General features: G+C 73.2%; 10 protein-coding genes. 7 read left to right on the forward strand and 3 right to left on the reverse strand.

Features of this window, described 5'->3' with window-relative positions; translation table 11 throughout:
• The first annotated feature begins 19 nt into the window (after positions 1 to 19).
• From Q8A52_RS07920 to sucD, 4 genes are all read left to right on the forward strand, one after another.
• Positions 20 to 946 carry a hypothetical protein gene (locus tag Q8A52_RS07920; protein ID WP_316747523.1) on the forward strand — a complete coding sequence of 309 codons (927 nt, stop codon included), beginning with the start codon at positions 20 to 22 and terminating at the stop codon, positions 944 to 946.
• Between the two features lie 175 nt (positions 947 to 1121).
• Positions 1122 to 2972, forward strand: coding sequence for a hypothetical protein (locus tag Q8A52_RS07925; RefSeq protein ID WP_316747525.1), 1851 nt, complete (start codon positions 1122 to 1124; stop codon positions 2970 to 2972).
• A gap of 432 nt (positions 2973 to 3404) precedes the next feature.
• Positions 3405 to 4586, forward strand: coding sequence for an ADP-forming succinate--CoA ligase subunit beta (sucC, locus tag Q8A52_RS07930; RefSeq protein ID WP_316747527.1), 1182 nt, complete (start codon positions 3405 to 3407; stop codon positions 4584 to 4586).
• A 28-nt stretch (positions 4587 to 4614) separates the two neighbouring features.
• Positions 4615 to 5499 (forward strand): succinate--CoA ligase subunit alpha, encoded by an 885-nt coding sequence (gene sucD / locus Q8A52_RS07935; protein ID WP_316747529.1) that lies wholly within the window; start codon positions 4615 to 4617, stop codon positions 5497 to 5499.
• A gap of 94 nt (positions 5500 to 5593) precedes the next feature.
• Here the strand turns inward: sucD and Q8A52_RS07940 are convergent, their stop codons facing one another.
• Positions 5594 to 6709, reverse strand: coding sequence for a helix-turn-helix domain-containing protein (locus tag Q8A52_RS07940; protein ID WP_316747531.1), 1116 nt, complete (start codon positions 6707 to 6709; stop codon positions 5594 to 5596).
• Positions 6710 to 6805: 96 nt separating this feature from the next.
• Here Q8A52_RS07940 and Q8A52_RS07945 point away from each other — a divergent pair, with 96 nt between their 5' ends.
• Positions 6806 to 8482 (forward strand): cell division protein PerM, encoded by a 1677-nt coding sequence (locus Q8A52_RS07945; protein ID WP_316747532.1) that lies wholly within the window; start codon positions 6806 to 6808, stop codon positions 8480 to 8482.
• Positions 8483 to 8508: 26 nt separating this feature from the next.
• On the opposite strand, the gene Q8A52_RS07950 is transcribed toward Q8A52_RS07945, so the two are convergent.
• Positions 8509 to 9288, reverse strand: coding sequence for a hypothetical protein (locus Q8A52_RS07950; RefSeq protein ID WP_316747534.1), 780 nt, complete (start codon positions 9286 to 9288; stop codon positions 8509 to 8511).
• A 295-nt stretch (positions 9289 to 9583) separates the two neighbouring features.
• Here Q8A52_RS07950 and purN point away from each other — a divergent pair, with 295 nt between their 5' ends.
• Together purN and purH are read left to right on the forward strand one after the other, a co-directional pair.
• Entirely contained in the window at positions 9584 to 10213 is a 630-nt protein-coding gene (gene purN / locus Q8A52_RS07955) for a phosphoribosylglycinamide formyltransferase (protein WP_316747536.1), read from the forward strand.
• Positions 10210 to 11775 (forward strand): bifunctional phosphoribosylaminoimidazolecarboxamide formyltransferase/IMP cyclohydrolase, encoded by a 1566-nt coding sequence (gene purH, locus Q8A52_RS07960; RefSeq protein ID WP_316747537.1) that lies wholly within the window; start codon positions 10210 to 10212, stop codon positions 11773 to 11775. The genes purN and purH overlap by 4 nt, the downstream gene beginning before the upstream one ends.
• Before the next feature lie 98 nt (positions 11776 to 11873).
• Here the strand turns inward: purH and Q8A52_RS07965 are convergent, their stop codons facing one another.
• Positions 11874 to 12482, reverse strand: a complete 609-nt coding sequence (locus Q8A52_RS07965; RefSeq protein ID WP_316747538.1) for a hypothetical protein — start codon at positions 12480 to 12482, stop codon at positions 11874 to 11876.
• Positions 12483 to 12536: the final 54 nt, after the last annotated feature.

Consider the following 12536-nt stretch of genomic DNA (forward strand, 5'->3'; position numbering starts at 1 on the left):
CGGGAGGACCCTTCCCCTCTTGACCTCATCTGCAGTCCAGCCCGTCACCGGCGTGCGCGTGTTGCGCACGGCGGCGGGACGGCGTGCGCTGCAACTGGGTCTGCTGGTGGCCGGTCTGTTCGCGCTCGGACTTTTCTGCGGGGAGCAGGCGCACGCCGCGGAGGGCACGCTGTCGGGCACGTCGGCCACTTCCGCCACGTCGGTCGCATCCGTGTCGTCGGCCGTGACGGACGCGGCGCGGGCCACTGCGCCGAAGGCCCCGACGAAGAGTGTCGTGGGGGCGGTTGCCGCCCCGGTCACCGCTCCGGTCGAGCACGTCGGTCGCCGTGCGGCACATGCCGTGCCCGCGGCGGACCACGAAGCCGTCGCGTCCCTGCCCCGTCGTGCCACGCGGCCGGCCGGGGACCTGGTGGGGGCAGTGACACGGCAACTGGACTCGGTGCGCGGCACACTGCCGGCGCTGCCCGCGACACCCCCGCTGCCCGGGCTTCCCGAACTCCCCGGAATGTCCGAGCCGCCCGGCCGGTTGCTGCCGGCGCCGGTCACCTCGGCACCCGGGACGACGCATTACGGCGCGGCCCGGCCGACGGCCGCGTCCGGTGAAGACGTCCGGGGCGCAACGGCCCGTACGCCGAAGTCCGCGAGGAGCGGCGCGTGCGGACCGGACCTCACCGCCGCCACCCCCGCACCGCGTTCCGCGGCGCACGCCGACGGCCGTCGTGCCGCGGCCCCCGTCACCGCCCCGAGCCGGCCCGCGCCCACCGGCGACCAGGGCGACGCACCGGGCAAATCAGCGGTCGACAACGGCTCTCCGAGGCACGGTGACGCGCACGCCGTCACCCTGAACGACCGGGCGCCCGTGCGGCTCGCGCCCGGTGCCGCCGCGCGCGTCGACGTGGCCGGGACCCGGGACAGGCACCGGGACATTCCCGTCTTCCCCGGCTAGGACACCACGGCCACCTCCCCGCCGTGGACCTGTCGCGCGGGGGCGGAACAGGTCTGCCCGACCGTCCGGACACCCCTCCGAAGTCCGGACGGCCCAAGTCCCAGTCGCGCTTCCGGCGTCCTCGCAGCCCTTGTGGCTCCGACGTCCGGGAATCCCTTAAGGATCTGACGCACGCATGAACAAGAACATCCGCCGTTCCATCGTCATAGCCGCCGGAGTGACCGGCGCGTGGGCGCTCGGCTCGACCGTGGCCAGCGCCGACGAACTGCCCGCCTCGTCCCTGTCCGTCTCCGACACGACCTCCGGGCTCACCGGCACGGTCGACGGGGTCGTGTCCGACGCGCAGGACACGGTCACCGGTGTCACCGGCGGCGTGACCTCGACGGCCCAGAACACCACCGCGAACACCACCGCCGGGGCGAAGTCCACCGTGTCCGACACCCGGAGCAGGGCGGCCGAGGCCGGGCAGACGGCCGCCACCGCCGCCCACACCGCCACCGGCACGTCCACCACCGCCGCCGACCAGGCCCGCCGCTACGTCGACGCCAAGGTCCCGGCCGCCGCCAAGGTCAGGGGAGCCCAGGCCGTCAACGGCGCCCGGGCGGCCCGTGCGGCGAAGGCCGCGACCGACCACATGGCCGTCGGGGCGAGGGCGGAGGCGACCGCCACCGTCTCCGACGCGGCCTCCCCGCAGGACGAGATCGACTACCTGTTCGGCCCGCTCTCCTCCTTCGCCCCCGAGGTGGAGGAGGCCCTGGCCGCCGCCCAGACCAAGCTCCAGGCCTTCCAGGCGGCCGCCCGCAGCCAGGCCCAGGGCGTCGACGGAGCCGTACGCACGAAGGCCGCGCAGACGGTCGCCACCGCGGGCCGCACGGGCCAGGGCGCGCTCAACGGCGTCCAGGGCCGGGCCGCCGGGGCCACGGCCGCCGCCCGGGCCTCCGTGTCCTCCGTGCCCGCGCACCTCACCGGCACCGTGACGGCCGTTCCCGGCACGGTCACCCCGGTCGCGTACGAGGCGGCCGCCGAGGCCGTCCCGCCGGTCGCCGCCGGCGCCGTGTACGGAGCCGTCCCGGTCGCCGGTCACGCCGTGGCGGGCGTCCAGCCGGTCGCCGGGGGCGCGGTCGCGGGCGTACGGGACGTGGCCACGGGCGCGGTGCACGGGGTGACGCCGGTGGTCACCGGTGCCGTGCACGGGGTGACGCCCGTCGCCGGTCACGCCGTGGACGCCGCCACCGCGCTTGCGTACGGCGTCGTGGCCGACGTCCAGCCCGTCGCGGGTGGTGCGGTCCACGGCGTCCAGCCGGCCGCCGGGGGTGCCGTCACGGGTGTGCAGGGCGTCGCCACGGGTGCCGTTGCGGACGTGCGGCCGACCGTTGGCGGGGTCGTCGCGGACGCGCAGCCGTACGCCACCGGGGTGGTCGGCCAGGCCGCCCAGGACGGCACGCAGGCCGTGCTGCCGCCCGTCGCCGGCACCGCCGTGCACGGGGTCGCGCCGGTCGCCGGGCAGGCGGTGGCGGACGCCCAGGCGCTCGCGTACGGCGTCGCGGGCGACGTCCACCCCTTCGCGGGCGGCGTCGTCGGTGCCGTACCGCCGCTCGCGTACGGCGTGACCGGGCAGGTGGGCCCCTTCGGGCAGGGCGTGGCGGAAGAGGTCCCGCCGTTCGCGCACGGGGTGACCGGTGCCGTGCAGCCCGTCGCCGACATCGTCACCCGGACGGTGCAGCCGGTCGCGGGCAGCACCACGACGCTGGCGTACGGCGTGACGGGCGACGTCGCCCCGTTCGCGCACGGTGTGACCGGTGAGGTCGACCCGTTCGCCCGCGGTGTCGCCGGGCAGGCCGCGCCCTTCGGGCAGGACCTGGCCGCCGGCACCGTCCACGCCGCCACCCCGCTCGCCGGGCACGCCGTGAACGGCGCGGCGGGTGTCGCCGATTCCGTGGCCCCGGGTCAGGTCCACCACACGGGGTACATCCACAACCTGCACAGCATGCACAACCTGCACGACGAGCGCGCCCAGAGCATCTGATGCAGGACATCTGAGGCGCCCCGTCCCGACCGACTCCGTGGGATGGAGGTATCGGACGGCCGAATACCGTCGGTGCGTCCGACCGACACCTCACGGTTGGGGTCGGTTGGTCCCCATTGGGGTGGGGATCAGCCAGCCCGGGTCCTTGTGGGCCGTTCCAGAGGCCTCACCGGGTCAACCCCAGCCCGGTGAGGCCTCGCCGCTTCGGCACGCCGTGCCAGCAAACCCGGCATCATGTGACAGGTATCACCGCTCAGGTGTGACCCTCGATTTAGGGACCCCCGGCAAGCGGCGATAACCTGCGAGACGGACATGCCGCGCGCTCGGACACCGTGTGCGCCCCCCTAGTGACACATGCGGACGTCACGTTGCCCTTCGCGGCACGCCCACGCATCCAACGAACCGCGAGATCACTGATAGGGACGGAAGCGCGTGGACCTGTTCGAGTACCAGGCGAGGGACCTCTTCGCCAAGCACGATGTACCGGTGCTGGCCGGTGAAGTCATCGACACGCCTGAGGCGGCGCGCGCGATCACCGAGCGGCTGGGCGGCAAGTCGGTCGTCAAGGCGCAGGTGAAGGTCGGTGGTCGCGGCAAGGCCGGTGGCGTCAAGCTGGCCGCCTCCGCGGACGAGGCCGTCGCCCGCGCGACGGACATTCTCGGCATGGACATCAAGGGCCACACGGTCCACAAGGTCATGATCGCCGAGACCGCGCCGGAGATCGTCGAGGAGTACTACGTCTCCTTCCTCCTCGACCGTGCCAACCGCACCTTCCTCTCCATCGCCTCCGTCGAGGGCGGCATGGAGATCGAGGAGGTGGCGGCCACCCGCCCCGAGGCCGTCGCGAAGATCGCGATCGACGCCATCGACGGTGTGGACGAGGCCAAGGCCCAGGAGATCGTGGCCGCGGCCAAGTTCCCGGCCGAGGTCGCCGACAAGGTCGCGAACGTCCTCGTCAGGCTGTGGGACACGTTCATCAAGTCGGACGCCCTCCTGGTCGAGGTCAACCCGCTGGCCAAGGTCGCCTCCGGGGAGGTCATCGCCCTCGACGGCAAGGTGTCGCTCGACGAGAACGCCGAGTTCCGCCACCCCGAGTACGAGGAGCTCCACGACAAGGACGCGGCCAACCCGCTGGAGGCCGCCGCCAAGGCGAAGAACCTCAACTACGTCAAGCTCGAGGGCGAGGTCGGCATCATCGGCAACGGCGCGGGTCTCGTCATGAGCACCCTGGACGTCGTCGCCTACGCCGGCGAGAACCACGGTGGCGTCAAGCCCGCCAACTTCCTGGACATCGGCGGTGGCGCCTCCGCCCAGGTCATGGCGAACGGCCTGGAGATCATCCTCGGCGACCCGGACGTCAAGTCCGTGTTCGTCAACGTCTTCGGCGGCATCACCGCCTGTGACGAGGTCGCCAACGGCATCGTGCAGGCCCTGAAGCTCCTCGAGGACCGGGGCGAGAACGTCACCAAGCCGCTCGTCGTCCGCCTCGACGGCAACAACGCCGAGCTGGGCCGGCAGATCCTCACGGACGCCAACCACCCGCTGGTGCAGCGCGTCGACACCATGGACGGCGCGGCGGACAAGGCCGCCGAGCTGGCCCACGCCGCCAAGTAAGCACTCAGGACGAGGACACCAACACACCATGGCTATCTGGCTCAACAAGGACAGCAAGGTCATCGTCCAGGGCATGACCGGCGCCACGGGCATGAAGCACACCAAGCTCATGCTGGGCGACGGCACCCACGTCGTGGGCGGCGTGAACCCGCGCAAGGCGGGTCAGACCGTTGACTTCGACGGCACCGAGGTACCCGTGTTCGGCACGGTCGCCGAGGCCATCGAGAAGACCGGCGCCAACGTCTCCGTCATCTTCGTGCCGGAGAAGTTCACCAAGGACGCGGTCGTCGAGGCCATCGACGCGGAGATCCCGCTGGCCGTCGTGATCACCGAGGGCATCGCCGTGCACGACACGGCCGCCTTCTGGGCGTACGCCGGCAAGAAGGGCAACAAGACCCGCATCATCGGCCCGAACTGCCCCGGCATCATCACCCCGGGCCAGTCGAACGTCGGCATCATCCCGGGCGACATCACCAAGCCGGGCCGTATCGGCCTGGTCTCGAAGTCCGGCACGCTGACGTACCAGATGATGTACGAGCTCCGTGACATCGGCTTCTCGACGGCCGTCGGCATCGGTGGCGACCCGATCATCGGCACCACGCACATCGACGCCCTGGCCGCTTTCCAGGACGACCCCGACACCGACCTGATCGTCATGATCGGCGAGATCGGCGGCGACGCCGAGGAGCGGGCCGCGGCCTTCATCAAGGAGAACGTGACCAAGCCGGTGGTCGGCTACGTCGCGGGCTTCACCGCCCCCGAGGGCAAGACCATGGGCCACGCCGGCGCCATCGTCTCCGGTTCGTCCGGCACCGCCCAGGCGAAGAAGGAGGCCCTCGAGGCCGCCGGCGTCAAGGTCGGCAAGACGCCGACCGAGACGGCGAAGCTCGCCCGCGCCATTCTCGGCGACTGAGCACGGCCCGGCCGGCCGGCACCCCGGATCACCGGGGAAGGGCCCGCACCCTCACGGGGGTGCGGGCCCTTCCGCATGCCGGGGGCGCACGGGCTCACCGGGGCAGCGGCAGTACCCTCTCCGGTCCGCGCGCCGAGGCCGCCCGCAGCTTCGCCCGCAGCTGCAGTTCGGCGCTGGACAGCGGACCCAGCGCGGCCTTCGGCGGAACCCCGCGAACCGCCTGCGCCGGGGCGAGCGGTGCCTCGTACCGGGTCGGCGCGGTGCGCAGCGTGAGTGAGGTCGCGCCGATGATGGCGACCGTGAAGGCGATGGCGGCCCGGGTCCAGAACCGGGTCCTGCGTTCGCCGAGGGTCCGGACCGTCGTCGGCTGCGGCGCCCGCAGCCGCTCCGTGGAGGCGAGTTCGGCCAGCCGCCGGTGGAGCGCGACGGGGTCCGACAGCTCGGGGAGATGCTCGGCCAGCGCGGCCCGCGCGTGTGTGAGCCGGTTCGCCGCCGCCGGTGTGCTCGCCTCCGTCTCCGCCGCGGTCTCCGGCAGGTTGAGGCCGACGCCGTCGTAGAGCAGCAGCGTGCGGCGGTACGAGGGCGGGAGCTTCAGGAGCGCGTGCAGCAGGGTGCGGTCGGCGGCGTCGGCGGGCGGTGGCTCGGGGTGCCGGTAGCGCGGGCGGAAGGAGTGCCAGGGGGACAGGGCGTACTCGTACGCCGTCGCCCGTACCCAGCCCGCCGGATCGCGGTCCTGGGCCACCTCCGGCCATTGCTGCCAGGCGAGTTGGAAGGCGCGCTCCACGGACTCCCGGGCCAGCTCGCGCCGCCCGGTGAGCAGGTACGTCTGGCGTACGAGGGCGGGGGCGCAGAACGCGTACAGGGCATCGAATGCCTGTGCGGGCGTCAGGGAGGGGGCGGCCGGAGCGGGGATCCTGGGCTGGGGCGCGGTGTCCTCCCCGGCAGGCATGGCCTCCTGACGGCCCGTCGCCTTCGCCTCGTCCATTGGGCCGGCCGGGTTCGCCGCGTCCGCCGCGAGCGACGCCAGGAGGTGGGCGTACGCCTCCCGTCTCTCGCCCCTCGGGGAGGTGCGGCCGGTCTCCCACGCGCGTACGGTCTCGCGGCTGACGCCGATCCGCTCGGCGACCTGAGCCTGCGTCAGCGACCGGGACTCGCGCAGGCGTCGGCGTTCCTTGGGCGGTGGCAGCGGGCTCTCAGGGCTCTGTGTCACCGTGCGCCCCTTCGTGCGAAAAAGTACATAAACATATATTGAGCGACACTTCGGGGGTTCGCCCGTTACGACGGGAAAGCGCGTGTCGTTGGGAGCATGGCGGTCGTGCCCCAGATGACCGTTCGCCGACTGTCGTTGTCCCCCCTGCTCACCCGGATGCGCGACCGGTCCCCCGGACTCGGCGCGAGCGTCCTCGAAGGGGCGCTCGCGGCCGGGCTCGGGCTCGGTTCGTTCGCCGTGCCCGTGATGGTGCTGTGGATCAGCTCGCCCTACCCCGACAGCGGGCCGGGCGGCGCCCTGCACATCGCCGGTGCGCTGTGGCTCCTCGCGCACGGTGTCGAGCTGGTGCGCACCGAGACGCTCTCCGGCGCCCCCGCGCCCATGGGCGTGACCCCGCTGCTGCTCCTGGTGCTGCCGGTGCTGCTGGTGTACCGGGCGGCGCGCGACGCGGTGGACGCGCCCGTCGAACCCGAAGGGCCACCGCCGGTCGACGCGCAGACGGCGTGGGCGGGCGTCGTCCTCGGCTATCTCGCCGTCGGCGGCTGCGCCGCGCTGTACGCCTCCGGCGGTGCGCTGCGGCCCGAGTGGGGGTGGGTGGCGGTGTGCCTGCCGCTCGTCGCGACGGGGGCGGCGGGCGTGGGGGTGTGGACGGCGTACGGCCGTCCGCGCGAGCCGGTGCTGAGCGTGCTGGTGCCGCTGCCGGGGGCGGTGCGCCGACGGCTCCTGGGGCCGGTCGGCCGGGCGGGCCTGATCGCGGCCGTGCGGGCCGCCGGTGCCGGGACCGTGGTGCTCTTCGGGGGCGGGGCGCTGCTGCTCCTGGTGTCGCTGGTGGGGCACGGCGGGCCCGCGCGCGCGTCCTTCGGCCAGCTGACGGAGGGCTGGTCGGGGCAGTTCGCGGTCCTGCTGTTGTGCGCGGCCCTGGCTCCCAACGCGGCGGTGTGGTCGGCGGCCTATGCCCTCGGCCCCGGCTTCGCGCTCGGGACCGGGCACCTGGTGAACCCGCTCGCCTCGAATCCCGCGCCGCTGCTGCCGCCGTTCCCGTTGCTGGCGGCGGTGCCGGAGGCGGGCGCCGGCGGGCCGCTGAACTGGGCGGCCGGGGCGGTGCCGGTGGTGGCGGGGGTGACGGTGGCGTGGTTCACGGTGCGGGTGGCCGTGCGGCGGGGGGAGCCGGGGGGCGGGGCCGGGAAGGCGTGGCGCCGGGTGCCTGGCTGGTCGGCGGCACGGACCGCCGGGGCGGCGGTGATGGCGGCCGGGGTGTGCGCGCTCGTGTTCGCGACGCTCGCCGAGCTCGCGGGCGGGCCGCTGGGGGTCGCCGCGCTCGCCCGGTTCGGTCCGGTGTGGTGGCAGGCGGGGCTCGCCACGGCGGCCTGGATCACGGTCGTCGCCGTTCCGGTGGTGCTGGGGCTGCGGGCCTGGCGGCTGCGGGGCCTTCGCTCCCGGGAGCCGGGAGCCGTACCGGCCGCGATCGTCTCGGCCCGAAAGCTGCCGGCGCAGCCCGCGTCGCCGCCCGCGCGCGAGCCGCACGCCGAAGAGGCGCACGACGCGAAGGACGCGCTCGGCACGAGGGGGGCGCAGTCGTACGGCACGCAAGCCGCGTACGACGCGTACGACTTCCTGCCCGTCGACAACACGGAAGCCGCGTACGGCTTCCTGCCGGCCGGCGACCCGCAGGACCTCACCTGGCACCACGACGACACATCGCGCGCGGCTCGCTGGGCGGCCCTCAAGGAGGCCTCGGCCCAACCGGACGCTCCGGACGCGGACACCGCGTGAGGGGCCCGGCGCCGGGAGGCCGGGTGTCAGCCCTTGCCGGTCCCCAGCAGTCCCCGCAGCTCGTGCGGCAGCAGCTGGTCGCAGGACTGCTTGGCCTGGTTGGTGAGGGCGTCGTTCACACAGGTGTAGTAGTCGCGGTAGACCAGCTGGGCCGTGAAGGTCGCTGCGACCAGGGCGAGCGCCAGGGACGCCGTGACCAGGCCGCTGACGGCCGCCGTGGTCTGGGGGCGGCCGGTCTGCTCAGACGCGGGGGTGTCCGGGTTCGGGGTGCGGGGCTTGGCACGCAGGGCGCTCACGCCCCAGTAGATGGCCAGGGAGCCGAGCAGCAGGGCCACGTAGGGCCAGCTGAAGAGGGCGAAGAAGAAAGCCCACATGCCGCACAGGAGTGCGTAACGGGCCCGGCGCTGGGCGGGGTCCGTGGGGTCCCAGCGCATGCCCGGGCCGGGACCCTGGCCGGGTCCGCCGCCCGGATCCTCGGGACCGCCTCCGGGGCGCTCGCCGAAACCGCCGGGGGAGCGGCCGGGCTGGCGGTCGCTCCACTGGTTGCCCCAGGGGGAGTCGTGCTCGTCGGAGGATCCCGGTGCGGGGCGCCGCGGCTGCCACGGGCGGTCCGGGGTGCCCTCCGGCGGCGGCGCGAACGGGTTGTCGTCCTGCGGTGTGCCGCCCTGCCCGTCGCCGTTGCCGTTCTCCCGGCCCGAGGGCGCCTCGGGCGGCGAGGCCGGCCGCTCGCGCAGCACGGCACCACGCTCCCCTCCCAGCGCCGGCTGCGGGGGGAACGTGAGAAGTCGCAGGCTGCGGTCCGGCATCAAGTGAGCGTCTTCCCCTAGATGTATACGGCTGGTACGACCCGTCTGACGTGAGCTGTCACTGCGTGAACGCGCCGCACGACGACCGCGTTCCCGAGCCCGCTCCCTCCCAGACGCTACCTTCCGGCCACGCACCCGTCCCGTGGGGGCCCGTTCCGTGTGCCGGTATCGTTGCTGGCGGTCGGCCGCTTCGTAGACTTCCCCGTATCCAGGGGCGCGAAGCATTCGTACGAATGCACAAATAATCGTACGGGCCCGGCCGCCGTTAGACGCTCCCCCGAGAAAGGGCCCCACCGTGGCCGCCAAGCCCGTGGCCAAGCGCCTCGTCGTGCTGGTCTCCGGATCCGGCACCAATCTGCAGGCGCTCCTCGACGAGATCGCGCGCACCGGAAGCGAGGCCTACGGCGCCGAGATCGTCGCCGTCGGCGCCGACCGCGACGGCATCGAGGGGCTGGCGCGGGCCGAGCGGGCCGGGCTGCCGACCTTCGTGCGGAAGGTGAAGAACTACGGGACCCGGGAGGAGTGGGACGCCGCGCTCACCGAGGCCGTCTCCTCCTACGAGCCCGACCTGGTCGTCTCCGCCGGGTTCATGAAGATCGTGGGGAAGGAGTTCCTCGCGCACTTCGGCGGGCGGTTCGTCAACACCCACCCGGCTCTCCTCCCCAGTTTTCCGGGGGCCCACGGCGTACGGGACGCGCTCGCGTACGGCGCCAGGGTCACCGGCTGCACCGTCCACTTCGTCGACGACGGCGTCGACACCGGACCGATCATCGCTCAGGGCGTGGTGGAGGTCCGGGACGAGGACGACGAGAGCGCTCTGCACGAGCGCATCAAGGAAGTCGAGCGAAGGCTGCTCGTCGAGGTCGTGGGGCGGATCGCCCGCAACGGCTATCGCATTGAGGGACGAAAGGTAGTTATCCAGTGACCGCCGAGAGCAACAAGCGGGCCATCCGTCGCGCGCTCGTCAGCGTCTATGACAAGACCGGGCTCGAGGAGCTCGCCCGCGGGCTGCACGAGGCCGGCGTGGAGCTCGTCTCCACCGGGTCCACCGCCTCCCGTATCGCCGCCGCCGGGGTCCCCGTCACCAAGGTCGAGGAGCTCACCGGCTTCCCCGAGTGCCTGGACGGCCGGGTCAAGACCCTGCACCCGAAGGTGCACGCGGGCATCCTCGCCGACCTGCGCCTGGAGGACCACCGGCGGCAGCTGGCCGAGCTCGGCGTCGAGCCGTTCGACCTCGTGGTGGTCAACCTCTACCCGTTCCGCGAGACCGTCGCCTCCGGCGCCTCGCCCGACGAGTGCGTCGAGCAGATCGACATCGGCGGGCCGTCGATGGTCCGCGCCGCCGCCAAGAACCACCCGTCCGTGGCCGTCGTCACCAGCCCCGCCCGGTACGCCGACGTCCTCGCCGCGGTCAAGGAGGGCGGCTTCGACCTCGCCACCCGCAAGCGGCTCGCCGCCGAGGCCTTCCAGCACACGGCCGCGTACGACGTGGCGGTCGCCTCCTGGTTCGCCTCCTCCTACGCCCCCGTCGACGAGTCGCAGTTCCCCGACTTCCTCGGCGCCACCTGGGAGCGCGAGAACACCCTGCGCTACGGCGAGAACCCGCACCAGCCCGCCGCGCTCTACGTCGACGGCAGTGGCAGCGGTCTGGCCCAGGCCGAGCAGCTGCACGGCAAGGAGATGTCGTACAACAACTACACGGACACGGACGCCGCGCGCCGTGCCGCGTACGACCACGCCGAGCCGTGCGTCGCGATCATCAAGCACGCCAACCCCTGCGGCATCGCGATCGGCGCGGACGTCGCCGAGGCGCACCGCAAGGCCCACGCGTGCGACCCGCTGTCGGCGTTCGGCGGCGTGATCGCGGTCAACCGCCCGGTGTCGAAGGAGATGGCCGAGCAGGTCGCCGAGATCTTCACCGAGGTCATCGTCGCGCCCGACTACGAGGAGGGGGCCCTGGAGGCCCTCGCCAAGAAGAAGAACATCCGGGTGCTCAAGGCCCCCGGCGCCCCCGCCAACCCGGTCGAGGTCAAGGCCATCGACGGCGGCGTGCTGCTCCAGGAGACCGACCGGCTGCAGGCCGACGGCGACGACCCGGCCAACTGGACGCTCGCGACCGGCGAGGCGCTCTCCGCCGGGGAGCTGGCCGAGCTCGCCTTCGCCTGGAAGGCCTGCCGGGCCGTCAAGTCCAACGCCATCCTGCTCGCCAAGGACGGCGCCTCGGTCGGCGTCGGCATGGGCCAGGTCAACCGGGTCGACTCCGCGAAGCTGGCCGTCGAGCGGGCCGGCGCCGAGCGCGCCCAGGGCTCGTACGCCGCCTCCGACGCGTTCTTCCCGTTCCCGGACGGACTGGAGATCCTGACCGCGGCCGGCGTCAAGGCCGTGGCCCAGCCGGGTGGTTCGGTCCGCGACGAGCTGGTCGTGGAGGCCGCGAAGAAGGCGGGCGTGACGATGTACTTCACGGGCACGCGCCACTTCTTCCACTGAGCACGGCCGGACGACGCAGGCGTCCGGAACGCACAAGGGCCGTGTCCCCCCGTCCGGGGCGGGACACGGCCCTTGGCTGTGTGTGGTTCCGTACCGGCTCAGTACTTCGGGCGGTTGAACCATGTCGAGGCCGCGCCGTTGACCATCGCCGCGAGGACGATGCCACCGATGGCGAGGGAGATGATGCCGCCGAAGGTGGCCGAACCGCCCCCGCCGTTCACGATGTTGGCCAGGCTGCCCAGGATCATCAGCGACGAGTACACGATCGTCGTGATGCGGATGCCGCTGCCGCCGTTCTTGAACTTCACGCCGAGGAAGATCGACAGGCTGCCCAGCGCCAGCATCAGCAGGGCGATCAGGACGACCAGGCCGGTCGCCGTGCTGGTGTCGTCGCCGGAGCCCAGGGCGTTGGAGCCGTCCTGCAGGGCGGCGCCGGCGATGCCGATGATGATGCCGGCCAGGAACTGGAATCCGGCCACGATGAACAGCAGCACGCGGGCGGTCTTGATCAGGCCCGGCATCTCCATCGGCATGCCGTAGCCGTACGGCTGCTGGACCGGCGGGGCGGCGGGGTAGCCGTAGCCGGGCTGGGCGGGGGGAGTGGACGGGTAGCCGTACCCGGGCTGGCCCTGCGGCGGCTGGGGCGGGTAACCGGGCTGCTGGCCCTGCGGCGGGCCGTAGGGGTTGTTCGGGTCGCCGAAGCTCATGGCGGTCTTTCCTCCGTTGTTCAAGTGCGGGGACGACGCGCGGCACGGTGCGGA

Origin of the sequence: Streptomyces herbicida (genome assembly GCF_032656585.1) — a bacterium.
GTDB lineage: Bacteria > Actinomycetota > Actinomycetes > Streptomycetales > Streptomycetaceae > Streptomyces > Streptomyces herbicida.